The sequence below is a fragment of the Halomonas salsilacus genome (genome assembly GCF_051216275.1).
Classification (GTDB): Bacteria; Pseudomonadota; Gammaproteobacteria; order Pseudomonadales; family Halomonadaceae; genus Halomonas.
Window position 1 is genome coordinate 166702 of sequence record NZ_JBPKAQ010000005.1, and the last position, 26039, is coordinate 192740.

General features: G+C 67.7%; 26 protein-coding genes and 1 other RNA gene. 8 read left to right on the forward strand and 19 right to left on the reverse strand.

Annotation, left to right across the window (positions count from 1 at the left end; all coding sequences use genetic code 11):
* Positions 1 to 12 precede the first annotated feature (12 nt).
* From ACR80S_RS09550 to ACR80S_RS09570, 5 genes are all read right to left on the reverse strand, one after another.
* On the reverse strand, positions 13 to 1428 hold the full coding sequence (locus tag ACR80S_RS09550) for a TRAP transporter large permease (protein WP_435400970.1): 1416 nt from the start codon (positions 1426 to 1428) through the stop codon (positions 13 to 15).
* Complete coding sequence (locus ACR80S_RS09555) at positions 1428 to 1976, reverse strand: TRAP transporter small permease subunit (protein WP_435400969.1); 549 nt, start codon at positions 1974 to 1976, stop codon at positions 1428 to 1430. The genes ACR80S_RS09550 and ACR80S_RS09555 overlap by 1 nt, the downstream gene beginning before the upstream one ends.
* Positions 1977 to 2073: 97 nt before the next feature.
* Positions 2074 to 2898: an endonuclease/exonuclease/phosphatase family protein gene (locus ACR80S_RS09560; protein ID WP_435400968.1), complete on the reverse strand. Its 825-nt coding sequence runs from the start codon at positions 2896 to 2898 to the stop codon at positions 2074 to 2076.
* A gap of 1 nt (position 2899) precedes the next feature.
* Complete coding sequence (locus ACR80S_RS09565) at positions 2900 to 3535, reverse strand: thiol:disulfide interchange protein DsbA/DsbL (RefSeq protein ID WP_435400967.1); 636 nt, start codon at positions 3533 to 3535, stop codon at positions 2900 to 2902.
* Between the two features lie 167 nt (positions 3536 to 3702).
* Positions 3703 to 4323 (reverse strand): c-type cytochrome, encoded by a 621-nt coding sequence (locus ACR80S_RS09570; protein ID WP_435403074.1) that lies wholly within the window; start codon positions 4321 to 4323, stop codon positions 3703 to 3705.
* 249 nt (positions 4324 to 4572) lie between these two features.
* Here ACR80S_RS09570 and yihA point away from each other — a divergent pair, with 249 nt between their 5' ends.
* On the forward strand, positions 4573 to 5190 hold the full coding sequence (gene yihA / locus ACR80S_RS09575; protein ID WP_435400965.1) for a ribosome biogenesis GTP-binding protein YihA/YsxC: 618 nt from the start codon (positions 4573 to 4575) through the stop codon (positions 5188 to 5190).
* Here yihA and ACR80S_RS09580 read toward each other — a convergent pair.
* The 7 genes from ACR80S_RS09580 to argH are packed head-to-tail and all read right to left on the reverse strand — an operon-like array spanning position 5187 to position 11362.
* A complete protein-coding gene (locus tag ACR80S_RS09580; RefSeq protein ID WP_435403075.1) occupies positions 5187 to 5960 on the reverse strand; it encodes an HAD family hydrolase in 774 nt (257 codons plus the stop codon). The two genes, yihA and ACR80S_RS09580, sit on opposite strands and share 4 nt — an antisense overlap.
* Positions 5957 to 6895, reverse strand: a complete 939-nt coding sequence (locus tag ACR80S_RS09585; protein ID WP_435403076.1) for a tyrosine recombinase XerC — start codon at positions 6893 to 6895, stop codon at positions 5957 to 5959. Before ACR80S_RS09585 ends, ACR80S_RS09580 begins: the two co-directional genes overlap by 4 nt.
* Positions 6888 to 7604 carry a DUF484 family protein gene (locus ACR80S_RS09590; protein ID WP_435403077.1) on the reverse strand — a complete coding sequence of 239 codons (717 nt, stop codon included), beginning with the start codon at positions 7602 to 7604 and terminating at the stop codon, positions 6888 to 6890. The genes ACR80S_RS09585 and ACR80S_RS09590 overlap by 8 nt, the downstream gene beginning before the upstream one ends.
* Before the next feature lie 30 nt (positions 7605 to 7634).
* Positions 7635 to 8483, reverse strand: a complete 849-nt coding sequence (dapF, locus tag ACR80S_RS09595; RefSeq protein WP_435403078.1) for a diaminopimelate epimerase — start codon at positions 8481 to 8483, stop codon at positions 7635 to 7637.
* Positions 8483 to 9784 carry a diaminopimelate decarboxylase gene (gene lysA / locus ACR80S_RS09600; protein WP_435403079.1) on the reverse strand — a complete coding sequence of 434 codons (1302 nt, stop codon included), beginning with the start codon at positions 9782 to 9784 and terminating at the stop codon, positions 8483 to 8485. The genes dapF and lysA overlap by 1 nt, the downstream gene beginning before the upstream one ends.
* 1 nt (position 9785) lies before the next feature.
* Positions 9786 to 9944, reverse strand: coding sequence for an LPS translocon maturation chaperone LptM (gene lptM / locus ACR80S_RS09605; RefSeq protein ID WP_435403080.1), 159 nt, complete (start codon positions 9942 to 9944; stop codon positions 9786 to 9788).
* A complete protein-coding gene (gene argH, locus ACR80S_RS09610; RefSeq protein ID WP_435400958.1) occupies positions 9944 to 11362 on the reverse strand; it encodes an argininosuccinate lyase in 1419 nt (472 codons plus the stop codon). Before argH ends, lptM begins: the two co-directional genes overlap by 1 nt.
* Before the next feature lie 257 nt (positions 11363 to 11619).
* Between argH and hemC the strand changes: the two genes are divergently transcribed.
* Genes hemC through ACR80S_RS09630 form a run of 4 tightly spaced genes read left to right on the forward strand, consistent with a single transcriptional unit; the run spans position 11620 to position 16241 of the window.
* Positions 11620 to 12561: a hydroxymethylbilane synthase gene (hemC, locus tag ACR80S_RS09615; protein ID WP_435400957.1), complete on the forward strand. Its 942-nt coding sequence runs from the start codon at positions 11620 to 11622 to the stop codon at positions 12559 to 12561.
* Positions 12561 to 13355, forward strand: a complete 795-nt coding sequence (locus ACR80S_RS09620) for a uroporphyrinogen-III synthase (RefSeq protein ID WP_435400956.1) — start codon at positions 12561 to 12563, stop codon at positions 13353 to 13355. The genes hemC and ACR80S_RS09620 overlap by 1 nt, the downstream gene beginning before the upstream one ends.
* A gap of 7 nt (positions 13356 to 13362) precedes the next feature.
* Positions 13363 to 14922, forward strand: a complete 1560-nt coding sequence (locus tag ACR80S_RS09625) for a uroporphyrinogen-III C-methyltransferase (protein WP_435403081.1) — start codon at positions 13363 to 13365, stop codon at positions 14920 to 14922.
* Positions 14919 to 16241 carry a heme biosynthesis HemY N-terminal domain-containing protein gene (locus ACR80S_RS09630; RefSeq protein WP_435400954.1) on the forward strand — a complete coding sequence of 441 codons (1323 nt, stop codon included), beginning with the start codon at positions 14919 to 14921 and terminating at the stop codon, positions 16239 to 16241. Before ACR80S_RS09625 ends, ACR80S_RS09630 begins: the two co-directional genes overlap by 4 nt.
* 159 nt (positions 16242 to 16400) lie before the next feature.
* On the opposite strand, the gene ybiO is transcribed toward ACR80S_RS09630, so the two are convergent.
* The 6 genes from ybiO to smpB all read right to left on the reverse strand — a co-directional run bounded on the left by ybiO (position 16401) and on the right by smpB (position 24054).
* Positions 16401 to 18704 carry a mechanosensitive channel protein gene (ybiO, locus tag ACR80S_RS09635; RefSeq protein WP_435403082.1) on the reverse strand — a complete coding sequence of 768 codons (2304 nt, stop codon included), beginning with the start codon at positions 18702 to 18704 and terminating at the stop codon, positions 16401 to 16403.
* Between the two features lie 277 nt (positions 18705 to 18981).
* Positions 18982 to 20274 (reverse strand): aspartate kinase, encoded by a 1293-nt coding sequence (locus ACR80S_RS09640; RefSeq protein WP_435400952.1) that lies wholly within the window; start codon positions 20272 to 20274, stop codon positions 18982 to 18984.
* 171 nt (positions 20275 to 20445) lie between these two features.
* On the reverse strand, positions 20446 to 21612 hold the full coding sequence (gene nspC / locus ACR80S_RS09645; RefSeq protein WP_435403083.1) for a carboxynorspermidine decarboxylase: 1167 nt from the start codon (positions 21610 to 21612) through the stop codon (positions 20446 to 20448).
* Between the two features lie 3 nt (positions 21613 to 21615).
* Positions 21616 to 22815 (reverse strand): saccharopine dehydrogenase family protein, encoded by a 1200-nt coding sequence (locus tag ACR80S_RS09650; RefSeq protein ID WP_435403084.1) that lies wholly within the window; start codon positions 22813 to 22815, stop codon positions 21616 to 21618.
* A gap of 325 nt (positions 22816 to 23140) precedes the next feature.
* Positions 23141 to 23521: a transfer-messenger RNA gene (gene ssrA / locus ACR80S_RS09655) on the reverse strand.
* A 41-nt stretch (positions 23522 to 23562) separates the two neighbouring features.
* Complete coding sequence (gene smpB, locus ACR80S_RS09660) at positions 23563 to 24054, reverse strand: SsrA-binding protein SmpB (protein ID WP_290909269.1); 492 nt, start codon at positions 24052 to 24054, stop codon at positions 23563 to 23565.
* Between the two features lie 128 nt (positions 24055 to 24182).
* Here smpB and ACR80S_RS09665 point away from each other — a divergent pair, with 128 nt between their 5' ends.
* Both ACR80S_RS09665 and ACR80S_RS09670 read left to right on the forward strand, forming a co-directional pair.
* Positions 24183 to 24617, forward strand: a complete 435-nt coding sequence (locus ACR80S_RS09665; RefSeq protein ID WP_435400938.1) for a type II toxin-antitoxin system RatA family toxin — start codon at positions 24183 to 24185, stop codon at positions 24615 to 24617.
* Positions 24618 to 24620: 3 nt separating this feature from the next.
* Entirely contained in the window at positions 24621 to 24920 is a 300-nt protein-coding gene (locus ACR80S_RS09670) for an RnfH family protein (RefSeq protein WP_435400937.1), read from the forward strand.
* Positions 24921 to 24969: 49 nt separating this feature from the next.
* On the opposite strand, the gene ACR80S_RS09675 is transcribed toward ACR80S_RS09670, so the two are convergent.
* Positions 24970 to 25431 (reverse strand): outer membrane protein assembly factor BamE, encoded by a 462-nt coding sequence (locus ACR80S_RS09675; RefSeq protein ID WP_435403085.1) that lies wholly within the window; start codon positions 25429 to 25431, stop codon positions 24970 to 24972.
* Between the two features lie 72 nt (positions 25432 to 25503).
* On the opposite strand from ACR80S_RS09675, the gene fur reads away from it, so the two are divergent.
* Entirely contained in the window at positions 25504 to 25950 is a 447-nt protein-coding gene (fur, locus tag ACR80S_RS09680; protein ID WP_435400935.1) for a ferric iron uptake transcriptional regulator, read from the forward strand.
* Positions 25951 to 26039 lie beyond the last annotated feature (89 nt).

Consider the following 26039-nt stretch of genomic DNA (forward strand, 5'->3'; position numbering starts at 1 on the left):
TGAGGCTGTGCTCTACAGCACCGAGGGCAGCCAGGTGGCCAGCCCCGGCAGCAGCGCCAGCGCCAGCAGCATGCAGAGCTGCAGGGCGATGAAGGGGATCACCCCACGGTAGATCGCCGAGGTGGGCACCGAGGCCGGCGTCACCCCGCGCAGGTAGAAGAGCGCGAAGCCGAAGGGTGGCGTCAGGAAGGAGGTCTGCAGGTTCACAGCTATCATTATGCCCAGCCAGATCGGGTCGACGCCCATGGCCAGCAGCACCGGGCCGACGATGGGCACCACCACGAAGGTAATCTCGATGAAGTCGAGGATGAAACCGAGCAGGAAGATCACCAGCATCACCACCAGGGTGGCCCCCACCACCCCGCCGGGCAGCGCCTCGAACAGCTCGACCACCAGCTCCTCGCCGCCGAAGGCCCGGAACACCAGAGAGAAGAGCGTCGCGCCGATCAGGATCAGGAACACCATGCTGGTGACCTGGCCAGTGGATTGCACCACCTCGCGCAGCACCGTCACGCTCAGTCGGCGGTTGACCAGCGCCAGCAGGAAGGCGCCGAAGGCCCCCACCGCCGAGGCCTCGGTGGGCGTGGCGAAGCCGCCGAGGATCGAACCGAGCACGGCGACGATCAGCAGCACCGGCGGCACCAGTCCCTTGAGCAGCAGCGGCCAGAGGCTACCGGTATGGCCCAGCTCCTCCATCAGCGCTGGACGGTCCGCGGCCGGTGCCGTCTCCGGCTTCAGCCAGGCGGTGATCAGCAGGTAGACGATATAGGCCACTACCAGCAGCAGGCCCGGCACCAGGGCGCCGATGAACAGATCGCCCACCGAGAGGGTGCGGGGACTCCACACCCCCATGGCCAGCTGGGCCTGCTGGTAGGCGTTGTTGAGCACATCACCCAGCAGCACCAGGGCGATGGAGGGCGGAATGATCTGGCCCAGGGTGCCGGTGGCGCAGATGGTGCCGGTGGCCAGGGAGGGCGAATAGCCGCGCTTGAGCATGGTGGGCAGCGAGAGCAGCCCCATGGTCACCACGGTGGCGCCGACGATGCCGGTGGAGGCGGCCAGCAGCATACCCACCAGCACCACGGCGATGCCCAGGCCGCCGCGCAGGGCGCCGAAGGCCAGCGACATCGCATCGAGCAGGGTCTCGGCGATCCGCGACTTCTCCAGCAGCACCCCCATCAGCACGAACAGCGGCACCGCTAGCAGCGTCTGGTTGGTCATGATGCCGTAGAGGCGGTTGGGCATGGCGCCCATGTAGCGCGTCTCGAAGAACACCGGGACGCCCAGCTGCACCAGGGCGTAGCCAATGCCGGCGAAGATCAGCGCGGTGCCGGCCAGCGACAGCGCCACCGGGTAACCCAGCATCAGCACGCCACACACGGTGGCGAACATCACCAGCGGCATGAACTCGAGGAGGGTGGCCAGCATCACACGAGCTCCTCGTGGTCGGGCGACTTGCCGGGCAGTCGGTGGCGGATCACCAGCACCTGGCGGATCAGCTGGGCGATGCCCTGGATCAGCAGCAGCGCCATCATCGCAAGGATCAGGCTCTTGAGCAGATAGACCCCGGGGATGCCGCCGTCCGGCGAGCGCTCCGTGATCGCCCAGCTGCTGCGCACATAGCCGTAGCTGCCGATGCCAATGAATAGCACCACCGGGATCAGCAGGAAGAGGGTGCCGCAGAGATCGATCCAGGCGCGTCCCCGGGCGGAGAGACGCCGATAGAAGATGTCCACGCGTACATGGCCGTCGCGGCGCAGGGTCCAGGCGGCGCCCAGCATGAACACCGCGGCGTGCATGTACATCACCGATTCCTGCATCACGGTACTGTGGATGTTGAATGCGTAGCGCATCACCACGATGGCGAACTGCACCGCCATCATGACGATGACGAGCCAGGCGATGGCCTGGCCGATGCGGTCGGTGAAGGCGTCCAGGCCGCGGAGCAGGGCCGGTTCGCGGGTGGGGGGTCTCATGACAGGTCTCGTGCCTAAGCGGAAATGATGGGCATCATCGCCGATTCGGCGATGACCGTCATCCCCGGGCCTCAACCCTGGGGGTGAACAGCGACTCTCAGCCGTGCTCGGCCTTGTGTCGAGCGGTCAGCGTCTGCAGGCAGGCCGCCGGCAGCTGGACATCCACGGCGATCGGCAGGTGGTCGGAGAAGAGGTGGTCCAGCACCCGCACGTCGGCAGCCTGCAGCGAGTTCGACAGCAGGATATGGTCCAGGGCCCGGCGCGGCTGCCAGGAGGGGTAGCTGAGCAGCGGACGCACCGGATGCAGTGGCAGCGAGGCGCAGAAGCGCTGGTGGCCGTGGAGCTGATCCGGCGTGCAGTTGAGATCGCCCATCACCACCACATGGCGCAGCGGCTGGATGATTTCAGAGAGATAGTCGAGCTGACGCACCCGGCCGCGATGGCTGAGTGCCAGGTGGGCGACGAACAGGTGCAGGGCGTCGGGTCCGTCTCCGAAGCGGGCATGGATGGCGCCCCGTCCGGGCAGGGTGCCGGGCAGGCGGTGCTCCTCGATCAGGTTGGGCGTCAGCCGCGACAGCAGCCCGTTGCTGTGCTGGGCGATGCGGCCCAGGTTGCGGTTGAGCTGCTGGAAATGGTGCGGGAAGCCCCCGTGACTGGCGAGGTACTCCACCTGGTTGACGTTGCTGGAGCGGAAGCTGCCACCGTCGACCTCCTGGAGGCCGACGATATCGAAACGCCCCAGCACCTCGCTGACCATGTCCAGGCGACGCTGGCGCTTGGGGTGCGGCAGGAGGTGCTGCCAGCTGCGGGTCAGGTAGTGGTGATAGGCCGAGGTCTGTATTCCCACCTGCATGTTGAAGGTGAGCAGCTTCAGGTGGCCGCCCTCCAGGGGGGGCGTCCTTGCCTCGGCTAGATGCGACATGTCAGCTGTCACTTCGCTCCTCGCGGACCTTCTCGATCAGCGCGTCGGCGATCTGCGGCATGTTGGAGAGGCTGCCGGCGCTGGAAGGCGTGACCAGGTAGCGGCCATCGACCACGATGGCGGGCACGCCCATCAGGCGCATGGCGCGAAGCCGGGAGTGGGCCTGGTTGACCTTGCTCTTCACCGCGAAGGAGCCAAGCGCCTGTCGGGCCTCGTCTGCGCTGACGCCATAGTCGCTGTAGAAGTCGGCCACGTCGTCGACCTCGGTGAGGCGGCGGTTCTGCTGGTGAACGGCGTCGAAGAAATCGGCGTGGACCGCCTCGGCGATGCCCAGCTCCTCGGCGGCGTAGAAGGCCGCCGCGTGCTTGTTCCAGTCGCCGCCCATGGTGCCCGGCAGGTGCACCACGCTGACGTCATCACCCAGGGTCTCGTACCAGGCGGTAACATGCTGCTGCAGGTTGTAGCAGTGCGGACAGCCATACCAGAACGCCTCGGTGACCTCGATCTGGCCCTCCCCGACGCGGGTCTCGACGGTCTGGGGCAGCACCTCGTAGTGCTGGCCTTCAACCAGCGGGGAGGCGGTGGCCAGGCTCGACAGGCCGAGGCCGGCCAGGGCAAACATCAGGGGCTTAAACATCAGGAACTCTCCATGGGTAATCCGGTACGCGCCGGGCGTCGCTGCCTTTGAGCCCCTTCGCCGCCGAGGGTTCCACGGCAGTCCCGGCGGGCAGACGACGAGGGCGGCCCGAAGGCCGCCCTGGCGTGCGCTGAGCGTGGCGTTTCGCCTGTCTAAGTGCAAGCCAATCAGTGCAAACCAAGCACATAGTTGGCCACGGCTTCCATGTCGTCATCGCTCATCTTGGCGGCGATGTCGCGCATCATGTTGGCCGGATCGTTGGCGCGTTCGCCGGCGGCGAAGGCCTGCAGGGTGGAGACGGTATACTCCGCGAACTGGCCGGAGAGGGCCGGGTAGACAGCGCTGCCGACGCCTGCCCCGGTGGGGGTGTGGCAGGCGGCGCAGGCCGGGATGCCCTTGGCCATGTCGCCGGCACGGTAGAGCTCCTCGCCTCGCTCCAGCAGCGCGGTGTCGGGGTCGGCCTGACCCAGGTTGGCGTCCTGCTCAGCGTAGTACTTGGCTACGTCCCAGGCGTCCTGGTCCGAGAAGTTGTCCACCTGGCCGGCCATCTGGGGTACCACGCGGTGGCCGTCGCGGATGTCCATGATCTGCTTGGCGGTGTAGGACACCTGCTGGCCGGCGAGATGCGGGAAGGCCGAGGCCGGGCTGACGCCCGACTGGCCGTGACAGGCGGCGCAACTCTGCGCCTTCTCACGACCCGCCGCCGCATCGGCGTCGGCCTCCAGGTCGGCGTGGGCGGCGCCGACGGCGCCCATGGTAATTGCCAGGCTTGCCAGTAACTTTCTCATCGCTAATCCACTATGCCGTTACGTTATTGACCGGTACGTACCCTGGGTGCCGCCCGGATCGCGAGAGGAACCAGAATCGAGCCATTCCAAAGCGCTGGACCTGCTGGTTCGCGGACGTCGAGGGCGCGGTGGTACACTAGCGTGCCCCGGGTCGCAGACAAAAGACACTGTATTATACCGAATCACCCCGGCGGCGGGAATGCAAGCCGCGCCCCGTCTCCCTTCGACCATCGTCAGGATGTCATCGCCATGGCGCGACTCAATTATCAGACCGCCCGTTTCCTCACCAGCGCCCCCACCCTGGCCCAGTGCCCGCCCGACAGCGGCGCCGAGGTGGCCTTCGCGGGTCGCTCCAACGCCGGCAAGTCCAGTGCCATCAATACCCTGACCCGCCAGAATTCCCTGGCGCGCACCTCCAAGACTCCCGGGCGTACCCAGCTGATCAACTTCTTCACCCTGAGCGATGATGCCGAGCGGCGCCTGGTGGACTTGCCCGGCTACGGCTTCGCCAAGGTCCCGGAGCAGGTCAAGCTGGAGTGGCAGCGCCACCTCTCCGATTACCTGCAGCGCCGCGCCTCGCTGCGTGGCTTGATGCTGGTGATGGACGTGCGCCATCCGCTCACAGAGTTCGACCAGACCCTGCTGGGCTGGGCGGATGACAAGGCGATGCGGGTGCATATCCTGCTCACCAAGGCCGACAAGCTCAAGCGCGGCGCGGCGGCGAGCGCCCTGCAACAGGTTCGCTCCCGGCTGCGCGAGTGGGAGGACCTGGTCAGCATTCAGCTCTTCTCGTCGCTCAAGGGGCAGGGCGTCGAGGAGGCCCATGCGCGCCTCGACGACTGGCTGCTGGGCAGCGACGAGGGCTAGCGCCGCTTATCCAGCCAGGCGATCAGAGCCGGCAGCTCGCGAACATGGCCCAGCCGGTGGATACCGGCGGGCAGCGCGCGGTCGTCGGGGCCGATCCAGGCCGCCTGCATGCCCAAGCGCCGCGCCGGCAGGGCGTCCTCGGCCCAGGAGTCCCCCACGTGCAGCGCCCGTGACGGCGGTGCGCCGAGCCGGGCCAGGGCGGCCAGGAAGGGGCGCGGGTCGGGCTTGGGGGCGAGCATCTCGCCGGCGGCAACGGTCACCAGGAAGTGGCGCCCCAGCACCAGGCGGGTGACATCCACGTTGCCGTTGGTGATGCTGGCCAGCCGGTAGCGCTTGCCCAGTTCGCTCAGCAGTGCCTCCACCTCGTCATGAGGCCTGACCTCATGCCTCAGGGCCATGAAGCGCTCCATGGCCCGCAGGGCCCAGTGTTCGGCGTGCTCTGCCGCCAGGCCAAACTCTCCCAGCAGTTCTTCCAGCGCCCGTCGGCGCAGCCAGGTGAAGTCGCCCCGGCGCAGCGGATGGGCGCCGGCCAGGCGCTGACGGCGCTCGATGAAGGCCTCAAGCGGGAAGCGCTCGGCGAAGCGGCCACGCGCTCCCGCCGGGTGCGCCGCTTCGCCCTGCTCGCCCAGCCGCTTTTCCCGCCGTTCTTCCACCCAGTCGGCGAGCGCCGCGTCCAGCCAGGCGTAGTGGCCGTCCTCGGTGCGCCGCATCACCCCACCGTTGTCCCACAGGGTGTCGTCCAGGTCGAAGGTGATCGCCTCGAGTCTCACGATGGCTCCTCATCGGGTTCCGCGGCGGGGCGGCGTCGCGCCCGGGGATGGGCAGCGTCGTAGCTGGCCGCCAGGTGCTGCCAGTCCAGCCGGGTGTAGACCTGGGTGGTGGCCAGGTTGGCGTGGCCCAGTAGCTCCTGGACGGCGCGCAGATCCTGGCTCGATTCCAGCAGGTGGCTGGCGAAGGAGTGGCGCAGGCGGTGGGGGTGCAGGTGTTCGTCGAGCCCGCGGCGGCGGGCGATCAGCGCCAGGCGCTGCTGGATGGCCCTGTGGCCGAGCCGCGCACCGCGGTTGCCCACGAACAGCGCCGTCTCGCCGGGAGCCGCCAGGGCCTCGCGCAGGGCGAGCCAGGTGTCCAGCGCGCGGCGCGCGTGGCGGCCCACCGGCACCTGGCGGGGCTTGCCGCCCTTGCCCAGCACCCGCACTCGTTCCGGCTGCAGATCGATCAGATCGAGCCCCGCCAGCTCGGCCAGGCGCAGGCCGCTGGAGTAGAAGAGCTCCAGCATGGCCTGGTCGCGCACCGAAAGCGGCGAGCCTTCGTGGGGCGTCTCCAGGAACTGCTTCAGGCGGTCGACGTCCACCGGACGCGGCAGGTGGCGCGGCTGGCGCGGGGCGCGGGTCAGGGCCACAGGGTTGTGCGTCAGCCGGCCCCGGGTGACCAGGTGGTCAGCCAGCCGCGAGATGGCCGAGCGGCGCCGGGCCAGGCTGCGCGGCGCCAGCCCCCGGGCGCGCTCGCCGCCCAGGAAACGGCGCAGCAGGGCGGCGTCCAGTCGTCGCCAGTCGTCGATATCACGCTCGGCCAGGAAGGCCAGCAGGGCGGTGAGGTCGCGGCGGTAGGCGTCCAGGGTGGCGGGGCTGGCGGTGCGCGAGAGCCCGGCCAGGAAGGACTCGACCTCCTCGGCCAGGGGGCCTGCCGCGGAGAGGCGCTCAGCCATGGCGCGCGGCGTGGCGCACGAGCAGTCGCGCCACCACGTCGCCCACGTATTCGGTGAACAGGGTATCCATGCTGGCGCGGAAGTGGTCGGCGTCGGGGCTGGCCAGCACCAGGTAGCCCAGCGGCTCGCCCAGGGTCAGCCGGGTGATGGCGCAGGAGCCGGAGCCCCGCGGTGCCGCGGTGTGGGGCAGCAGCCGCTTCCAGTCGGTGGGGGTAAGCCGGGTGCAGCGGCTGGTACGGCCGTCGAGGAGTGCCGCCAGGCGTGAGCCAGCGTGTTCATCGAGCACCTGGCGCGGCGCCTGGGGCGGCTGGGGTTCGGCATCGGTGAGGCTGGCCGGGCACCACAGCGCCACCGCCGGCGTGGAGAAGCGTTCGCAGAACTGGGTGGCCAGGGCCTGGCCCAGGGCGTCGCCGTCCTCGGCCTCCAGCAGCGCCAGCACCAGTTCTCGGGTGCGGCGGTACTGGGCCTCGTTGTGGCGAGCCGATTCCAGCAGCTGCTCCAGGCGCCATTCGGCCTGCTCAGCGCGGGTACGCAGGTCATGGACCAGCCGCTCCAGCAGCGAGGTGGCGCCGCGGGCCTCCGGATGCGGTACGCGCAGCTGCTGCAGCAGCCCCTCGCGACCGACGAAGAAGTCCGGGTGGGTGGCCAGCCATTCGGCCACCCGATCCGGATCGAGGGTCTTGCGCGGTTCAGGGGCGGCTCGTGACATACCAACTCCTCGGCGGTGGTGCTACAGGACTCAGATCAGAATGATGCGGCCGTCATAGACGCGTTCGGCGGGGCCGCTCATGGTCAGGGAGGTGCCGGGGCCTCCCCATTCGATGGCCAGGTCGCCGCCGGGCAGGTGCACGGTGACCGGGCTCTCCAGCAGCCCTTGGCGGAGGCCGGTGGCCACCGCGGCGCAGGCGCCGGTGCCGCAGGCCAGGGTCTCGCCGCTACCCCGCTCGTAGACCCGCAGGCGAATCTCGTGCGGCGAGACCACCTGCATGAAGCCTGCGTTCACCCTCTTGGGAAAGCGCGGGTGGGACTCGATGGCAGGCCCCAGGCGTTCCACCGGGGCGGCATCGACGTCATCGACCCGCAGCACCGCGTGGGGATTGCCCATGGAGACCACACCGATCTCGAGGCACTCGCCGTCCACCTCCAGGGCGTGCAGCGGGCGATCCTCGGCGGCGTCGAAGGGCTCAGGCGTGAAGGGCAATGCCTCGGGAGCGAAGCGCGGCTCGCCCATGTCGACCCGCACCCGGCCGTCGTCCTCGACCACCAGCACCAGAGGCCCGCCGGCGGTCTCCACGTAGATCTCGTGCTTGTGGGTCAGCCGTTGGTCACGCACGAAGCGGGCGAAGCAGCGCGCCCCGTTGCCGCAGTTCTCCACTTCGCTGCCATCGGCGTTGAAGATGCGGTAGCGGAAGTCCAGATCCGGGTTCCGGGGCGGCTCGACGATCAGCAGCTGGTCGAAGCCGACGCCGAAGCGGCGATCGGCCAGGCGGCGAATCTGGTCGTCCTGCAGGCGGGCCCGCTGGGTGACCAGATCGATCACCATGAAGTCATTGCCCAGGCCCTGCATCTTGGTGAAGTGCAGCAGCATCAGTCGGCGTCCTCCGGCCGCGATCCTTCCGGTAGCGGCTCTTCCGGTAGCAGGGCCTCGCCGGCCCACAGCTCCTCCAGGCGCTCGCGGCGACGCACCAGGTGGGCGGCCTCCCCGTCCACCATCACCTCGGCGGGGCGTGGGCGACTGTTGTAGTTGGAGGCCATCACGAAGCCGTAGGCCCCGGCGGAGCGCACCGCCAGCAGGTCGCCGGCGACGATGGCAAGTTCCCGCTCCTGGCCCAGGAAGTCGCCGGTCTCGCACACCGGGCCAACCACGTCGTAGGTGGCTCTCTCCCGGGCGCGGCGGGTGTCTACCGGGAGGATCGCCTGCCACGCCTGATAGAGCGCGGGGCGGATCAGGTCGTTCATGCCGGCATCGACGATGGCGAAGTTCTTCGTTTCGCCGGGCTTGAGGAACTCTACCCTTGTCAGCAGCACCCCGGCGTTGGCGGCAATCGAGCGGCCCGGCTCGAAAAGCAGGGTCAGCCGCTCGCTGCCCTCCCATCGGGAGAGGCGCTCCAGCAAAGCCGAGGCATAGTCGAAGGGTGCCGGCGGGCGCTCGTCGCGATAAGGCACGCCGAGGCCGCCGCCCAGATCCAGGTGCTCCACCTCGATGCCCCGCTCGCGCAGGGTCTCGAGCAGCACCAGCAGGCGGTCCAGAGCGTCCAGGAAGGGGGAGAGCTGGGTGAGCTGGGAGCCGATATGGCAGTCCAGGCCGGTGACCTTCACGTGGGGCAGGCCGGCGGCCAGCTCGTAGACCCCCAGTGCCTCGTCCACCGGGATGCCGAACTTGTTGTCCTTGAGCCCGGTGGAGATGTAGGGGTGGGTGCCGGCGTCCACGTCCGGATTGACCCGCAGCGACACCGGCGCCACCTTGCCGAGCCGGCCGGCCACGTCATTCAGTCGCTCGAGCTCCGGTCGCGATTCCACGTTGAAGCACTTGATGCCCACCTCCAGCGCCCGGGCCATCTCGCCCTCCTGCTTGGCAACGCCGGAGAAGACCACCTTGGCGGGGTCGCCGCCGGCGGCCAGCACCCGCTCCAGCTCGCCCAGCGAGACGATATCGAAGCCGGCGCCCAAGCGGGCCAGCAGTCCTAGTACGGCGAGGTTGGAGTTGGCCTTCACCGCGTAGCAGATCAAGTGGGGGTGGCCGCCCAGCGCCTCGGTGTAGGCGCGAAAGTGCCGGGCCAGGGTGGCCTTGGAATAGACGTAGCAGGGCGTACCGAACTGCTCGGCGAGGCGGGTCAGCGGGACCTCTTCACCGTAGAGCACGCCGTCGCGGTATTCGAAGTGATCCATGCTAGGTCTCGCTTTCGTCGGGGGCGTTGGCGGCGCCGCGGGGACCGACCTGGTCGGCCGCCGGCTCGTCGTCGGGCAGGTAGAGCGGCCCCTTCTGGCCGCAGCCGGTCAGCCCGACGAGCAGCGCCAGGACCAGAGTGGCAAGCGCGAGGCGGGCCATCAGGCGCCGGCCTCCAGAACGGTGAGCGCGTCGCGGGCGCGCTGGGCGGCGGCGCGCACCTGATCCGGGGCGGTGCCACCGATATGGTTGCGGGCGGCCACCGAGCCCTCCAGGGTCAGCACCTCGAAGACGTCGCCCTCGATGACGTCGGAGAACTGCTTGAGCTCCTCGAGGCTCATCTCGGAGAGATCCTTGTGCTGCTTGAGGCCGAAGGCCACCGAGAGGCCGACGATCTCGTGGGCGTCGCGGAAGGCCACGCCGCGGCGGACCAGATAGTCGGCGAGATCGGTAGCGGTGGAGAAGCCGCGCCGGGCCGCCTCGGCCATCTGGGCCTTCTTCGGCTCGATGGCCGGTACCATGTCGGCGAACGCCTTGAGGCAGTCCTTGACGGTATCCACGGCGTCGAACAGCGGCTCCTTGTCTTCCTGGTTGTCCTTGTTGTAGGCCAGCGGCTGGGACTTCATCAGGGTCAGCAGCCCCATCAGGTGGCCGTAGACCCGGCCGGTCTTGCCGCGCACCAGCTCCGGCACGTCGGGGTTCTTCTTCTGCGGCATGATCGAGGAGCCGGTGCAGAAGCGGTCGGGGAGGTCGATGAAGTCGAACTGGGCGCTGGTCCACAGCACCAGCTCCTCGCTCATCCGCGACAGGTGCATCAGCAGCAGGCTGGCAAACGCCGTAAACTCGATGGCGAAGTCGCGATCGCTCACCGCGTCCAGGCTGTTCTCGGCGGGACGCGCGAAGCCCAGCAGCTCGGCAGTGACGTGGCGGTCGATGGGGTAGGTGGTGCCTGCCAGGGCCGCGGCGCCCAGCGGCATCACGTTGACGCGGCCCCGGCAGTCGAGCAGGCGCTCGTGGTCGCGGGCCAGCATCTCGTGCCAGGCCAGCAGGTGATGGCCGAAGGTGACCGGCTGGGCCGTCTGCAGGTGGGTGAAGCCGGGCATGAGGGTGTCGGCCTCGCGGTCGGCCAACTCGATCAGGCCGCGGCGCAGGCGGGTGAGCTCGACGGCGACCCGGTCGATCTCGTCGCGCAGGAACAGGCGGATGTCGGTGGCCACCTGGTCGTTGCGGGAGCGGCCGGTGTGCAGCTTCTTGCCGGTAATGCCGATCTTGTCAGTGAGCCGCGCCTCGATGTTCATGTGCACGTCTTCCAGCGCCACGGACCACTGGAACTCGCCGCGCTCGATCTCGCCGCGAATTTCGGTCAGCCCGCCGATGATGGCGTCACGCTCGGCCTCGGTGAGCACGCCGACCCTGGCCAGCATGGTGGCATGGGCGATAGACCCCTGGATGTCGTGGACGGCGAGGCGCTGGTCGAAGTCGACCGAGGCGGTGAAGCGGGCGACGAAGGCGTCGGTGGGCTCGTTGAAGCGGCCGCCCCAGGACTGGTTGGTGCCGGCGGTGGTGGAATCTGCGCTCATCGGGCTGGGCATCCTGCGTAACGGGTTGCGGTGAAGCGGGGCCACGGGGCCCCAACGCCGCCGCGGCGGCGCTGGCTGGACATGCCCGGCAGTGTACCAGAGTCCGTCCACGTGGCGAGGGGCCGCCCGGGGCGTCGATTTCTTCTGCCCTGCCGGGTGCTTTATGATGAGAGCCTATATGCTGTTAAGAAATGCCAATACCACCGGGCGTCGGCGATGCTGGACGCCGGCAGGGGAACCGGGATAGGGAGAACCTCGTGCAAGCCATCACCAAGCTGCGTATTGCCACTCGCAAGAGTCAACTGGCCATGTGGCAGGCCGAACATGTCCGCGACCGCCTCCTGGCCGCCCATCCCGGGCTCGAGGTAGAGCTGGTGGCCATGGCCACCCGGGGCGACAAGATCCTCGATACGCCGCTGGCCAAGGTGGGCGGCAAGGGCCTGTTCGTGAAGGAGCTGGAAGAGGCGATGCTCGACGGCCGTGCCGATATCGCCGTGCACTCCATGAAGGACGTGCCCATGCACTTCCCCGAGGGGCTGGGGCTGTCGGTGATCCTGGAGGGGGCCGAGCCCACCGATGCCTTCGTCTCCAACCACTATGCCCGCCTGGAGGAGCTGCCCGAGGGCGCGCGCGTCGGCACCTCCAGCCTGCGCCGCGGCTTGCAGATGCAGGAAGCGCGGCCCGATCTCGAGATCCTCAGCCTGCGCGGCAACGTCCAGACGCGGCTCGGCAAGCTCGACGCCGGCGAGTTCGACGCCATCCTGCTGGCGACCTCCGGCCTGCGCCGCCTGGGCCTCAACGAGCGTATCGCCATGGAGCTGCCCCCGGAGCTCTGCCTGCCGGCCTGCGGCCAGGGGGCGCTTGGCATCGAGTGTCGCCTTCATGACCCCGAGCTTATCTCGCTGCTGTCGCCGCTGGATGACCCGGCCACGGCGACCCGGGTGCGCGCCGAGCGGGCCATGAACACCCGCCTGGAGGGCGGCTGTCAGGTGCCCATCGGCGGCCATGCGGTGTTCGAGAACGATGGCCAGACCCTGTGGCTGCGCGCCCTGGTGGGGACGCCGGATGGCAGCCGGGTGCTGCGCGCCGACGGGCGTGGCTCCATCCACGAGCCGGAGGCGCTGGGCATCCGGGTGGCCGAGGAACTGCTCGACCAGGGCGCCGGCGAGATTCTCGCCGAGGTCTACGGCGCCGGCTGATGGAAGGCCTACCAGTCATCATCACCCGGCCCGGCGAGAGGGGCGACATGCTGGCCGCGGCCATCGAGGCCGGTGGCCTGCAGGTGGCTCGCCTCGAGTCCCTGCGTCTCGAGGCGCTGCCCGAGACGGCGGAACAGCGCGCCGCCTGGCTCGATGTCGACCAGTTCCGCCGGGTGGTGGTGGTGAGCCCCTTCGCCGCCGAGTGCCTCGCCGAGGCGCTGGACCGCTACTGGCCCCAACTGCCGGTGGGCATCGACTACTACGCCGTGGGAGCGGCCACCGCCGACACCCTGCTCCGGCGGCTCGGGGTGCGGGTCCATGTGCCGACTGGCGATACCGGCGAGGACACCAGCGAAGCGCTGCTGCGACTGGGCTCACTGCAGCGCCTGGCGGGCGAGAAGGTGCTGCTGGTGGCCGGCGAGGGGGGGCGCACCCTGCTGGCCGAGACCCTCGCCGCACGCGGGGCCCGGGTCACCCGGCTGGCGGTCTATCGCCGCACCCCGCTCCTCCCTTCCTCCGACATGCAGCGCCGCCTGGCTCAAGGTGACTTTCGTGCCCTGGTGGTCAGCAGCGGAGAAATCCTCGAACATCTGGCAAGATGGTGTCAGGGCGCCGCCTTGAACCAACCGCTAATCGTTTCCAGCACCCGGTTGGCTACACTGGCCAGCAAGCTGGGGTTTCGTGCACCTGTCGTGGCGTCCGGCGCCACGCCGACCGCACTGACAGTGGCGCTGACCGCCGCCTGTCACCCGCAGGAAGCCGATGTCGATCACGACGATCTCGAAAAGGGCTAGCGACAAGATGAGCAAGCAACCACACGAGCAAGACGAGCAGAAGGCGTCTGACGGCGCGCAACCGGCGGCCTCGGGCGGCGACTCCGGCAAGGGTAATCCCCAGAGCCGACGACGTTCTCGGCGCTATGACAAGGCCAGCCAGAACGCGGCTTCCCAGACTGCGGCCTCCCGAGGCTTGGCCGAGCCCGCCAAGGCGGCGGAAAAGCCGGAGACGCCAACCCCCGGCGAGACCCGGGGCAAGGGCGAAACGCCGGCCCAGGCCGCCGGCAAGGGAGATGCCAGGTCAGACGCCTCTGCTGTTGGCAAACCAGACACCATTGCTGCCGGCAATGCGACCGCGGCCACCGTCCCGGGCAAGCCGGCCGCTCCCCAGGCCGCCAGCACCGAGAAGTCCGCCGGCACCAACAAGGCCTCATCCGACAGGCCCTCCGGCGCTGCCGGCAAGGGCAAGCCCGCCGAGCCCAGGCCGGTTTCCGGCGGCAGCGGCGCAGGCGGTGCGGCGCGCCCGGGCGGCGGTGAAGGCAAGGGCGGCAAGGGCGGCAAGGCGGGTCTCGTCGCCATCGTGCTGGTGATCCTGCTGGCCATCGCCGTGGCGCTGTTCGGCTGGCAGGGGTGGCAGAAGCTCGATGCCCAGCAGGCGCGCATCAGTGAGCTGGAGTCCGCCTCCGGCCGGTTTGCCAGCGCCTCGGACCTGGCGGACCTGGAAAACCGCCTCGACCAGGGCGAGAGCGAACGCGATGCCGCCCTGGACGGCGCCATGGAGGCCCTGCAGGGGGAGTTCGCCGGCTATCGCGGCGAGGTCAACGAGACCCTGGACCAGGTGCTAGCGGAGCTCTCCAGCGAGCAGGAGACCGACGAGCGCGATTGGCTCCACGCCGAGGCCGCCTACCTGCTGCGCCTGGCCAACCAGCGACTGCAGCTGGAGCGCGACGTGACCGGCGCCGCGGCCCTGCTGCGCACCGCCGATGACCGCCTGCGCGAGGCGGACAACCCCGCCTTGGTGCCGATCCGCCGCGAGATCGCCAGTGAACTGGCGGCGCTGGACGCCGTGCCGCGGGTCGATCGCACCGGCCTCTGGCTGTCGCTCAACGCACAACAGCAGCAGATCGCTAGCCAGCCACTCTCTCAGGAGATCGAGGAGATCACCGTGCGCTCCGGCATGGAGGAGGCACCCACCGGCAACTGGCAGCAGCAGCTCTCGCGCTTCGGCCAGGAGCTCAAGGAGCTGGTCACCGTCCGCTACCACGACGCCGAGCTGGAGGCGCTGATCACCCCCGAGCAGGAGTCCTACCTGCGCCAGAGCGTGCGTCTGGTGCTGGAGCAGTCCCAGCTGGCGCTGCTGAAGGAGGAGCAGGAGCTCTTCGAGGCGAGTCTCGACAAGGCCCTGACCCTGATCGAGGGCTACTACGACACCTCCGCCTCCGGCGTGCAGTCGGTCGTCGAGAGCCTGCGCGAACTCAAGGCCCAGGCGATCCGCCCGGAACTGCCCGACATCAGCGGCTCCCAGCAGGCCTTGGCCACCTTCATCGAGCGCCGCTTCGAGTCGCGCCGGGGAGATGACGCATGAGAAAGCTGATCCTGATCGTCGTCCTCGGCCTGGCGCTGGGCGCGCTGTTCGGCCAGCTGATGATGTCCGTGCCCGGCTATTGGCTGGTGCGAGTGGGTGACGTCTCCTTCCAGACCTCCTTCTGGTTCGGCCTGGTGATCCTGCTGACCAGCTTCCTGGTGCTGCACTTCGCCCTGCGCGTGCTGATGCGCCTGACCCACCCGGTCTCGCGCTTCAAGGTGTGGAACAGCCGCACCCGCAATCGCAACGCCATGAAGCGCACCGTGCGCGGCCTGGTGGCGCTGGCCGAGGGTCGCTGGAAGAAGGCCGAGAAGTCACTGGTCAAGGCGGCGGACGATTCCAGCACCCCGCTGGTCAACTATCTCTCCGCCGCCCTGGCGGCCCACTACCAGGGCCGCTTCGACCAGGCCGACACCCTGCTCAAGCGGGCGCATCTGAGCACCGAGGGCGCCGATACCGCGGTGGGCATGATGCAGGCCCAGCTGATGCTGGACCGCCAGCAGTACGAGGAGGCGCTGGCCATCCTCACCCGCCTGGACCGCCAGCTGCCCAACCACCCCCAGGTGCTCAAGCAGCTCAAGCAGGCCTACCTGAGCGTCAGCGACTGGGACGGCCTGCGCCGGCTGATGCCTCGCCTGGGCGCCCAGCAGCTGATCTCTAAGGAGGAGCGCGACCAGCTCGAGCAGCGCGCCTATCGCGAGCTGATCGTGCGCGAGGCCCGCGAGGGCAGCGACATCGAGAAGGTGCGCGGCCTGTGGGCCGACATGCCCGACCACCTGCGCGGCAACATCGATCTGATCGTGCTCTACGCCGAGGCGCTGGTGCGCGGCCGCCAGGAGCCCATCGCCGAGCGACTGCTGCGCCACTCGCTCAAGGAGAGCTGGGACAGTCGGCTGGTGCTGCGCTACGGGCTGCTCGACGTGGACGCCGCCCGCCAGTTGGTCACCGCCGAGAAGTGGCTGCAGGAACGGCCCAACGACCCGGACCTGCTGCTCACCCTGGGTCGCCTGGCCCTGCGCAACGCCTACTGGGGCAAGGCTCAGGAGTACTTCGAGGCGAGCCAGCGCCAGCGCCCCAGCGGCGTGGTGTGTGCCGAGCTGGCGCGCCTGTATGCCAACCTGGGCGAGCACAACAAGAGCCAGCTCTATTACCGCCAGAGCGTGGAGATGCTCGACAAGTCGCTGCCCTCACTGCCACAGCCCCGCGAGGACAAGGACGTGCTGGGCGAGAAGATGCCGTCCCATGCCAAGTCCGAGGGCAAGGGTGTCAAGCCTTCAGAGGCGGCTGCCGCCAAGGGCGACGACAAGAAGACGGCCTGAGCCATGGCGGCCCCGGCCGCCGTGCACGATACCAGGCTATTCACTACTTACCCTGCAGTACCCCAAGCAAAGGGGGCGCCAACCGGCGCCCCCTTTTTCATCGGCCCACGAAAAAAACGGGGCTGCCGATGGCAGCCCCGCCTTGACTGGCGAAGAGGCTCAGTCCTCGTCGAAGTCCCCCTTGAACTCGGGGTTGGGCTTCGAGCGAGGGTCCTCCTCGCCGGCCCTGCTGCTCTCGCCGGAACGGGGCTGGCCGCCGGGGCGCCCGTCGATATCGAAGGGCTGCTGCATGACGCGCAGGTTGGCGGGCGGGGCCTCGCCCTCCTTGCCGACACCGAAGTAGAGGGTGGTGTGCGGGAAGGGAATCTCGATGCCCTTGGCGTCGAAGTGCAGCTTGACCAGGCGGTTGAAGGCGCGGCCGGTAGACCACTGAGTGCCTGGCGTGGTCTTGATGCGCACGCGGATGTTTACCGAACTGTCGGCCAGGGAGACGACGCCGGCCACCTCCAGCGGGGCAAGGATGTTCATCTTGTGGTCCTCGTCGCCGGCCAGCTCATCGAAGGCCTCGCGCAGCGCCACGATGGCATCATCGATGCTCTCGCGGTAGGCAATGCCGTATTCACCCACGTGGTAGCCGAATTCGCGCATGTAGTTGGAGACGGTATCCACGCTGGAGAAGGGCACGATGTGGTAGGTGCCGTTGAGGTCGCGGATGCCCACCGAGCGGATGCTGAGCCGCTCGGCGGTGCCGGTGATGCCGCCCACGGTGACCACGTCGCCGGTGTTCATGGCGTTTTCCACTTGGATGAAGACCCCGGTGATGATGTCCTGGACCAGTTTCTGGGCGCCGAAACCGATGGCCAGGCCCAGCACACCGGCACCGGCGATCAGTGGGCCGATGTTGATGCCGATCTCGGCCAGCACGATCATCGCCGTCATGGTGATCAGGGCGATGGCCAGGGCGTTGCGGAAAAGCGTCAGCAGGGTCTTTGCCCGGGCGTCTGGCTCGCCGGCCCCGGTCTCGGGGTTGAGCTTGTGCTCGATCAGGCTGGCCAGGCCCAGCCAGGCGGCGATAGCGATCACCAGGATCATCGCCACGCTGATCAGCTTGCCGACCAGGTTGCGGCCCGCCTCGGAGGCGTACCAGCCCTTCAGATCGAAGGCGCCCCAGGCGTTGAGGACCAGCATGATCACCAGCACGAGGATGATGGTGCGGATCACCCTCAATGCGTTGGGTACGTAGCTGTTGAGTCGGGCCTCGAGCTTCGGCAGCTTGCGGCGCAGGTCATCGGAGAGAGAGATGCGCCGGCCGATGGTCTGGGTCAGGAAGCTGGAAAGCAGCAGACCCACCACCACCGCGGCGATGGTCTTGAGGGTGGCGAAGAGCACGAAGGGAAGAGCATCCACCGGGCGGGTCAGGGTCACCACCAGCACCATGACGAAGTAGGCCAGGGCGAACAGGTGCCAGGTGCGCGCAAAGAGCTGCAGGCTCACCCGGCTGGCGGCCATGGTGGCGCGGTCGGCCTTCTCGTTGATGACGGCGCGCAGGCGCAGACGATTCTTCATTATTACCGCCACGGCATAAACGAAGGCGCCGAACATGATCAGAGTGCCTACCCCCTGGCCCAGAGCCGGGGCGACGTAGACGTTGATCAGTGGCACCACCACCATCAGGCCGTAGCCGATCAGGCCGATCAGACGTGCTATCCAGCGGTTCCAGTAGGAGGCCTCGATGGAGGTGATGGGCAGCAGGCGAAGCCCCTCGTAGTGGGAGGCGAACAGCATGCGCACCGCGGCCTTGAGCAGCTCGATCACCAGGAAGGCGTTGAGGAACAGCGAGGCCCGGGTGGAGAGCTCGCCGGTCTCGCCGATGGCGAAGGTGGCGACCAGGTTGCCGCCCACATAGGCCAGCGCCACGACCAGCACGTCCACCAGGGCGGCCAGGGCCACGCAGATCACCAGCCGCAGCACAGGGGTAAGCCCCTCGCCGTTCAACGACCACTGGCTGATGCTGGTGAAGAGCGGCTTGACCAGGCGGCGGAAGGCCATGAACAGCACGATGGTGGCGAGTATCACCAGGCCCAGGTTGATGGTCGCGCTGGTGAAAGCCGCCGTGTCGAAGGTGCTGTCCTCCAGGCCGCCGGTGAACAGGTCGCCGACCGCTTCCACGGCGCTGCCGAACTGGCTGCCGATGTCGTTGGCGATGCGGCTGGTCAGCTCGGCCAGCTGGCGGGGAAGCGAGACCGGCGCGGCCTCTTCCGGGGGCGGCTCGGTGGCGGATGCCTCGGCCATGCCGCGCAGCTGCTCGATCAACTGCTGGCGGGTTTCTTCGTTCTCGAGCAGGTTGGCCAGGGTGGCGTTGGCCGTCTGGCCGTCCGCCTCGGCCGGTTGGGCCTGGGCCGGCCCGGCCAGGGCCAGCAGGGCGATCAGCAGCCAGCCGAGCATCAGGGGTAGGGCTCGCATGGAATTCACGCTGTGACCTCCGTCTCTTGCGTGTGATGTGTCATGTTGGGTAGGTCCAGGGGTGACGCTGACGATGCATGATACGGATTTTCGGGTGATACCTCGACCCACCCTGTCGCGGCGGCGCGATGCTGTACAGGTCATGTGTACCGCCAGTGACGAGGCGGTCCAATCGAAAGAGAGGGGAGAGCGGCGATGGCAGTCATCCTGCTGCTGGTGGCTGGCCGCCGCCTGGCACGGCCATGGGGTGGGCGGCAGCGGGCCGCCGCCTAAGGGCTCAGTCCGGGATCTGCCAGGTGTCGGGGCACTCGGCGGCGAGATAGAGGCGCTGGGCGGTGGTGGCGTTGCACCGCTCGACGAGCCGGGTCCTGTCCGCGTCCAGGTGGGCCAGCAGGGCGTCAACGGGATGACGGACGGTGAGCAATACCAGGTCATCCTGGCGAGCCACCGAGAACCTCTCGTCCAGCGCCTCCAGCACGGGGGCGAGCCTCTCCGGTCGGTGGTCGACCACCAAGCGCAGGCGCAGCGCCTCGACGTCGAGCAGATTGGCGTGGAGGCCCGCCTCGGCGAATCGGGTCAGCACCTCGGCCATCAGCGCCTCGTCGACGAAGCTGCCGTCCCGGATGCTGATATCGAGCAAGACCTGATCGTCTCGCAGCATGAAGGCGGGCTGGCGGTCCCCCTCGCCCGGCTCGGGGCCGATGATGCTGGGCGGGGCGTCGGGTTCGAGGAAGGAGCGCACCGTCAGCGGGATGCCCCGGCGCTGCAGCGGTGCCAGGGTGCGGGGGTGGATCACCTTGGCGCCGTGCCAGGTCTGCTCCAGGGCCTCTTCGTAGCTGAGTTGGGCCATCTGGCGCGCATTGGCGAAGCGTCGCGGGTCGGCGTTGTACAGCCCCGGCACGTCCTTCCAGAAGGTCAGCTCGTCGGCATCCAGGGCCTCGGCGAGGATTGCCGCGCTGAAGTCGGAGCCCTCGCGGCCCAGGGTGGTCATGGCGCCGCCGGCGGTGGCGCCGATAAAGCCCTGGGTGAGCAGCACCTCGTCGCCTGCCTGTGTGAGCGAAGCGATGCGTTCCTGGGTCGCCGCCCAGTCGATGTTGGCCGCCTGGTGGCGGTCGTCGGTGATGATCAGCGTGCGTGCGTCGCACCAGCGGGTGGCCACGCCGATCTCGTTGAGCCAGGCAGCCACCAGTGCGGTGGAGAGCAGCTCGCCCATACCCACGGTCTGGTCGTAGTGGAAGGGGTAGGGCGCCTGCCGATGGGCCCGGTGGGCGGCGTCCAGCTCGGCCAGCCGCTGCGCCAACTCGTCGGCCACGCTGGAACCCGGGCCGAACATCGCCTCGGCCACGGCCAGATGGTCGTCACGGATCGCCGCCAGCCGTTGGCGGTAATCCGCGGGGTCATCGCCTCGCGCGGAGCCGAGCAGCGCCTCCAGGGCGTTGGTGGTATTGCCCATGGCGGAGACCACTATGGCCTGGGGCTTCGGTGCCTCTCCGGCGATCAGATCGCCCAGGTGGCGGATGGCGTCGGCGTCCCGGATCGAGGCGCCGCCGAACTTGAAGATCCTGGTCATCGCGGGCTCCCTGCGGCAGTGGCGTTCCTTCACCTTAGAGGCCGAGGCCGCTGCGGGGAAGGGCACGGGGCCACATCCGAAAGCCGTGGGGCAGAAATGAAAGAAGCCCCGCAGGGGGCTTCGGTCTGGTGCAGGGCTTCGGCTTGGTACGGCAGTCGCGAGACAGGCGGTTCAGCTCAGCCGCTGCATGTAATCCACGTAGCCAAAGGTCCTGACCGTGCGCACTGCGCGGCTCCGCTCGTCGACCCGGCAGATCGACGGCAGGCGCATGCCGTTGAAGGTGGTGGTCTTGACCATGGTGTAGTGGGCCATGTCGGTGAACACCAGGCGGTCGCCGATGGCCAGTGGAGTGTCGAAGCTGTAGTCGCCGACCACGTCACCGGCGAGACACGTCAAGCCGCCCAAGCGGTAGGTGTGGGCCTTCTGGCCCGGCTCGCCGGCGCCGATGATCTCGGGCCGGTAGGGCATCTCCAGCACGTCGGGCATGTGCGCGGTGGCGGAGGTGTCGAGGATGGCGATGGGGCCGTCGTTCTCGACGATATCCAGCACCGAACAGACCAGGTAGCCGGTGTTGAGCGCGATGGCCTCGCCGGGCTCCAGGTAGACCGTGAGGTGCGGATGGCGCGCCTTGAAGTCCCCGATCAATCGCACCAGCCGCTCGACGTCGTAGTCCTCCCGGGTGATATGGTGGCCGCCGCCGAAGTTGACCCACTTCATGCGCCCCAGGTGCCGGCCGAACTTCGCCTCGAAGGCCGCCAGGGTCTCCTCGAGGGCGTCGCTGTTCTGCTCGCATAGGGTGTGGAAGTGCAGCCCCTCGAGGCCCTCCAGATCCGCCGGCACCAGGTTCGCGGCGCGGGTGCCGAGCCGTGAGCCCGGCGCGCAGGGGTCATAGAGCGGCACTGCGCCGGTGGAGTGCTCGGGGTTGACCCGCAGGCCGCAGGAGACACGACGCGGCCTAGCCGCGACGGTCTCTCGGAAGCGCCGCCACTGGCCCGGCGAGTTGAAGCTCAGGTGGTCCGCATAGCGCAGTACCACCTGCATCTCCTCCTCGGTAAAGGCCGGCGAGTAGCAGTGCACCTCGCCGCCGAAGGTCTCGGCGCCGAGGCGTGCCTCGTCCTGGCCGCTGGCCGTGGTGCCCACCAGGTACTGGCGCGCCAGCGGGAAGGTGTCCCACATGGCGAACCCCTTCAGTGCTAGCAGGATTCGCGCGCCGCTGCGGGCCTGGACTTGGCCGAGCAGCTCCAGGTTGCGGCGCAGCAGGGCGTCGTCCACCACATAGGCCGGCGAGGGGCAGGCTTGGACATCAAAATCGAGGCCTGTGTCGCGTGCATCTGCCATCGATCAGGCCAGCGGGTCGTGGTCGGGGTCCAGCTCGACCACCTGCCAGGGCAGGCCCATCTCGCCGATGCGGGCCATGAAGGGGTCGGGGTCGAGCTGCTCGACGTTGAACACGCCCTCGCCCTTCCAGATGCCCTTCAGCATCAGCATGGCTCCGGTCACCGCCGGCACGCCGGTGGTATAGGAGATGGCCTGGGACTTGACCTCTTCATAGCACTTCTCGTGGTCGCAGATGTTGTAGATGTGCACCTTGCGACGCTTGCCGTCCTTGATGCCGTCGAGAATCACGCCGATGTTGGTCTTGCCCTTGGTGCGCGGGCCCAGGGAGGCCGGGTCCGGCAGCACCGCCTTGAGGAACTGCAGCGGAGAGATCTCGCAGCCGTTGACCTTGATCGGCTCGATGCTGGTCATGCCGACGTTTTCCAGCACCTTGAGGTGGGTGATGTACTTCTCGGAGAAGGTCATCCAGAAGCGAATGCGCTCCAGCCCCTTGATGTTCTGGGACAGCGACTCGAGCTCCTCGTGGTAGAGCAGGTAGATGTCTTTCTCACCGATGCCGTCGAAGTCGAACGTGCGCTTCTCGGCAAGCGGCGCGGTCTCCTTCCACTCGCCCTTCTCCCAGTAACGACCGTTCGCGGTGATCTCGCGAATGTTGATCTCCGGGTTGAAGTTGGTGGCGAACGGGTAGCCGTGATCGCCGCCGTTGGCATCCAGGATGTCGATGCGCTGTATCTCGTCGAACAGGTTCTTCTGGGCATAGGCGCAGTAGATATTGGTCATACCCGGGTCGAAGCCGCAGCCCAGGGTGGCCATGTTGCCGGCCTTGGCGAAGCGCTCCTGGAAGGCCCACTGCTCCTTGTACTCGAACTTCGCCTCGTCGGGATGCTCGTAGTTGGCGGTGTCAAGGTAGGGCACGCCGGTGCGCAGGCACGCCTCCATGATGGTCAGGTCCTGATAGGGCAGGGCCACGTGAATCAGCAGGTCCGGTTGGTACGACTCGATCAGCGTGACCAGCTCATCGACGTTATCGGCGTCCACCTGGGCGGTCTGGATCGGACGATCCAGCTGGGCGGCGATCGCCTGGCACTTGGCCTCGTTGCGGCTGGCCAGCAGGATCTCGCTGAAAACCTCGGGATGCTGGGCGCACTTGTGGGTAACGACGCCGCCGACGCCGCCGGCGCCGATAATCAGGACTTTGCTCATGGGGGTTCGAATCCAGATCGGGAAATGTCAACAGTGGTAGGGTCTTATCGGTAGTGGGCCGCCTCAGCGCCCCCGACCCGATGCCACCCCGGTCTTGGCCTCGCCCGGCTCCCCGACAGGGGATAGACGAGTGGGCGCTGATAATGGCGCCCCCCGAGGCTGCTATCAAGTGCTTTTCGCGTCAAGTGTGCGACCAAGGTCGCATGCCTGGGCGCCCCGGGGAGGAGATGTCATTCTGGCCTGCCTCCCATGACGGGGCGATGGCAGCAGTGCAGCAGGGTCAGAAACGAAAAAAGCACCCGCAGGTGCTTGATTCATAAAGAGTTGGTGGAGGCGGCGGGAATTGAACCCGCGTCCGCCAGCACTCACCCATTGGCTCTACATGCTTAGATTCCGTCGTTTGATTTAACGTCTCTGGCTCCGACGGTCAGGATCCAGCGACGCGATTCCTCTAAGATTTAGCGAACGGCATGAAGACGCTACCGATCACGATCCCATCATTCTTAGCTCGTATCCCCTCGGCGATGAATGGGCACATCGCTTTGGGGCCGGACAAGAAGCTAACAGCTGTTAGGCTGCCAGCGCGCCCTGAGCGTAGTGGTCGTCGTTTGCGACTATTCATTTGTGATGTGGGATTTACGAGATACATCACAATCTCGGCATGCACCGCAGGGATTGTCACCGGCGTCGAAACCATGTCGCCCCCTTGCCAGATCATTCTATCAGGATCAGCGTTCTTAAGACAGCCTACGCCTTGTTTTGTTCCCGCATGATGCGCCCCTTCTGGCGCTGCCAGTCGCGGTCCTTCTCGGTGGCCCGCTTGTCGTGCAGCTTCTTGCCCGTCACCAGGGCCAGCTCGCACTTCACCCGGTTGCCCTTCCAATAGAGCTTGAGCGGCACGCAGGTGTGCCCCTTTTCCTGGGTCCGCGAGAAGATCCTGGCGATCTCCTTGCGGTGGAGCAGCAGCTTGCGGGTGCGGATGGGGTCGGCGATCTCGTGGGTGCTGGCGGTGTTGAGCGGCATGATATGGCTGCCCAGCAGCCAAGCCTCGGCGCTCTTGACCAGGATGTAGGTATCCGTCAACTGGGCCTTGCCGGCGCGCAGGCTCTTGACCTCCCAGCCGGCCAGCACCAGACCCGCCTCGAAGGTTTCGTCGATGTGGTACTCGAAGCGTGCCTTCTTGTTTTGGGCGATGACGTTGCTGCTGGGCCCCTTGCCCTTGCCTTTCTTGTTGGCCATGAAACCTCGTGTCTGTCCGTGCCAGTGGCGGCTACCCCTTCGATATGAGGGGAAGCGTGATACCATTCAAGGCCTGAAATAACGGCTCATGATACGCCCTGGGCACTGTGAAGTCAGCGGAGAGCTCAATGCCAACGGTCAACCGAACCGCCATGGTGCGACACACCCCCCAGCAGATGTTCGACCTGGTCAATGACTTCGAGAGCTATCCGGAGTTCCTGCCGGGATGTCGGCGTGCCCGTCTGATCGAGCGGGACGACTCGCACCTGATCGGTGAGATGACCCTGGGTCGTGCCGGCATCGAGCAGAGCATTGCTACCCGCAACGACCTGATCGAGCCCGAGCGCATCGAGATGTCGCTGGTCAGTGGGCCCTTCAAGCGCCTGCGCGGGCGCTGGATGTTCATTCCCATGGGAGAGAACGCCTGCAAGGTATGCCTGGAGATGGAGTTCGAGTTCGCCAGCCGCCTGCTGGGCATGGCCTTCGGCAAGCTCTTCCAGCAGGTGGCGGGCCAGCTGGTGGATGCCTTCACCCGCCGCGCCAACGACCTCTACGGGCCCTGAGCCATGGCCGAGATCGCGGTGGAGGTGGCCTTCGCCCTGCCCGAGCGTCAGGCGGTGGTTGCCCTTGAGGTCCCGCTGGGTACCACGGCCAGGGAAGCGGTGGCCCTGGCCGACCTGCCGGGGCGCTTTCCCGATCTATCCCCCGAGGCCTTCGCCGGGGCAGACCTCGGCATCTTCGGCAAGCGGCTGCGTGAGCCGTCGAGCCATCGCCTGCGGGCCGGCGATCGCGTGGAGCTCTGCCGCCCGCTGACCATCGACCCCAAGGCGGCGCGAGTGCTCAGGGCGAGCGCCGAGAAACGCTGACGCCCCGCCGGGCAGGGCCACGGCGAGGCGTCAGGGCCGGCTGGTGGATCTAGAAATCGCGGACCGGCTCGCCGCCCATGGGCACCGTGGCGCCGCCTTCTGCCCGCGGTTCGGGGGTGATGTCCAGTGGCTCGGCGCCTTCTACTTGCGGTCCGGCGCTCTCGCTTGCGCGCAAGTCGATGTCGCGCGCCAGATCGCCCTCCTGCTGGATATCCACCAGGCGGTTGCCCGCGAAGGAGAGGGTCACCCGGCGGCGCTCCACGTCGCCGTAGGCCTCGTCGAGATGGAACACGTAGTCCCACTGGTTGGCGTCGAAGGGCGCCTCCAGCAGCGGGCGTCCCATCACGTAGACCACGTCGTCGCGGGTCATGCCCGGCCGCAGTTGGTCCACCATGTCGGCGGTCACCAGGTTGCCTTGGGGGATGTCCCGCTTGTAGACCCCGAAGTAGCTGCAGCCGCTGATCAGCAGCACGGCTACAGAAAGGGTGACGATTTTTGTCAGCTTTTGCATTTGCGCCTGTTCTTCACTATCGTGGTTTCGGTCGATCATACCCGACCCTACCCGATACTGCGAAGAGCAACCATGGCCGACCAGAACCATGAACTGCGCAAGGCCGGTCTGAAGGTGACCCTGCCCCGCGTGAAGATCCTGCAGATCCTCGAAAGCGCCCAGGGTGAGCACCACATGAGCGCCGAGGATGTCTACAAGACCCTGCTGGAAGCCGGCGAAGATGTGGGCCTGGCCACCGTCTACCGTGTGTTGACCCAATTCGAATCGGCGGGCCTGGTGGTGCGTCACAACTTCGATGGTGGCCACGCCGTCTTCGAAATCTCCCAGGAGGAGCACCACGATCACATGGTGTGCCTGGACAGCGGTGAGATCATCGAGTTCTTCGACGAGACCATCGAGCGGCGCCAGCAGGAGATCGCCGAGGAGCACGGCTTCGACCTTGTCGATCACGCCCTGGTGCTCTATGTGCGCCCCAAGGGCTCCAGCATGACGCGCCAGGACGGCTCCCAGAAGAGATAGTGCCCCGGCCTGACTGCTTGCGACACAACGTGGCCCCGACCAATGATCGGGGCCACGTGCGTTTCGTGGGGTCGATGACAGAGGGCTTG

Bases quoted from the DNA above. Each gene is read 5' to 3' on its own strand.
- nspC (WP_435403083.1), bottom strand. From the start codon at position 21,612: ATGGCAGATGCACGCGACACAGGCCTCGATTTTGATGTCCAAGCCTGC.
- ACR80S_RS09650 (WP_435403084.1), bottom strand. From the start codon at position 22,815: ATGAGCAAAGTCCTGATTATCGGCGCCGGCGGCGTCGGCGGCGTCGTT.
- yihA (WP_435400965.1), top strand. From the start codon at position 4,573: ATGGCGCGACTCAATTATCAGACCGCCCGTTTCCTCACCAGCGCCCCC.
- ACR80S_RS09665 (WP_435400938.1), top strand. From the start codon at position 24,183: ATGCCAACGGTCAACCGAACCGCCATGGTGCGACACACCCCCCAGCAG.
- ACR80S_RS09625 (WP_435403081.1), top strand. From the start codon at position 13,363: ATGAGCAAGCAACCACACGAGCAAGACGAGCAGAAGGCGTCTGACGGC.
- ACR80S_RS09590 (WP_435403077.1), bottom strand. From the start codon at position 7,604: ATGTCACGAGCCGCCCCTGAACCGCGCAAGACCCTCGATCCGGATCGG.
- ACR80S_RS09570 (WP_435403074.1), bottom strand. From the start codon at position 4,323: ATGAGAAAGTTACTGGCAAGCCTGGCAATTACCATGGGCGCCGTCGGC.
- ACR80S_RS09565 (WP_435400967.1), bottom strand. From the start codon at position 3,535: ATGTTTAAGCCCCTGATGTTTGCCCTGGCCGGCCTCGGCCTGTCGAGC.
- ACR80S_RS09630 (WP_435400954.1), top strand. From the start codon at position 14,919: ATGAGAAAGCTGATCCTGATCGTCGTCCTCGGCCTGGCGCTGGGCGCG.
- ybiO (WP_435403082.1), bottom strand. From the start codon at position 18,704: ATGCGAGCCCTACCCCTGATGCTCGGCTGGCTGCTGATCGCCCTGCTG.
- dapF (WP_435403078.1), bottom strand. From the start codon at position 8,483: ATGCTGCTGCACTTCACCAAGATGCAGGGCCTGGGCAATGACTTCATG.
- argH (WP_435400958.1), bottom strand. From the start codon at position 11,362: ATGAGCGCAGATTCCACCACCGCCGGCACCAACCAGTCCTGGGGCGGC.
- ACR80S_RS09670 (WP_435400937.1), top strand. From the start codon at position 24,621: ATGGCCGAGATCGCGGTGGAGGTGGCCTTCGCCCTGCCCGAGCGTCAG.
- ACR80S_RS09640 (WP_435400952.1), bottom strand. From the start codon at position 20,274: ATGACCAGGATCTTCAAGTTCGGCGGCGCCTCGATCCGGGACGCCGAC.
- ACR80S_RS09555 (WP_435400969.1), bottom strand. From the start codon at position 1,976: ATGAGACCCCCCACCCGCGAACCGGCCCTGCTCCGCGGCCTGGACGCC.
- ACR80S_RS09620 (WP_435400956.1), top strand. From the start codon at position 12,561: ATGGAAGGCCTACCAGTCATCATCACCCGGCCCGGCGAGAGGGGCGAC.
- lptM (WP_435403080.1), bottom strand. From the start codon at position 9,944: ATGGCCCGCCTCGCGCTTGCCACTCTGGTCCTGGCGCTGCTCGTCGGG.
- ACR80S_RS09675 (WP_435403085.1), bottom strand. From the start codon at position 25,431: ATGCAAAAGCTGACAAAAATCGTCACCCTTTCTGTAGCCGTGCTGCTG.
- ACR80S_RS09560 (WP_435400968.1), bottom strand. From the start codon at position 2,898: ATGTCGCATCTAGCCGAGGCAAGGACGCCCCCCCTGGAGGGCGGCCAC.
- smpB (WP_290909269.1), bottom strand. From the start codon at position 24,054: ATGGCCAACAAGAAAGGCAAGGGCAAGGGGCCCAGCAGCAACGTCATC.
- lysA (WP_435403079.1), bottom strand. From the start codon at position 9,784: ATGGATCACTTCGAATACCGCGACGGCGTGCTCTACGGTGAAGAGGTC.
- ACR80S_RS09550 (WP_435400970.1), bottom strand. From the start codon at position 1,428: ATGCTGGCCACCCTCCTCGAGTTCATGCCGCTGGTGATGTTCGCCACC.
- fur (WP_435400935.1), top strand. From the start codon at position 25,504: ATGGCCGACCAGAACCATGAACTGCGCAAGGCCGGTCTGAAGGTGACC.
- ACR80S_RS09585 (WP_435403076.1), bottom strand. From the start codon at position 6,895: ATGGCTGAGCGCCTCTCCGCGGCAGGCCCCCTGGCCGAGGAGGTCGAG.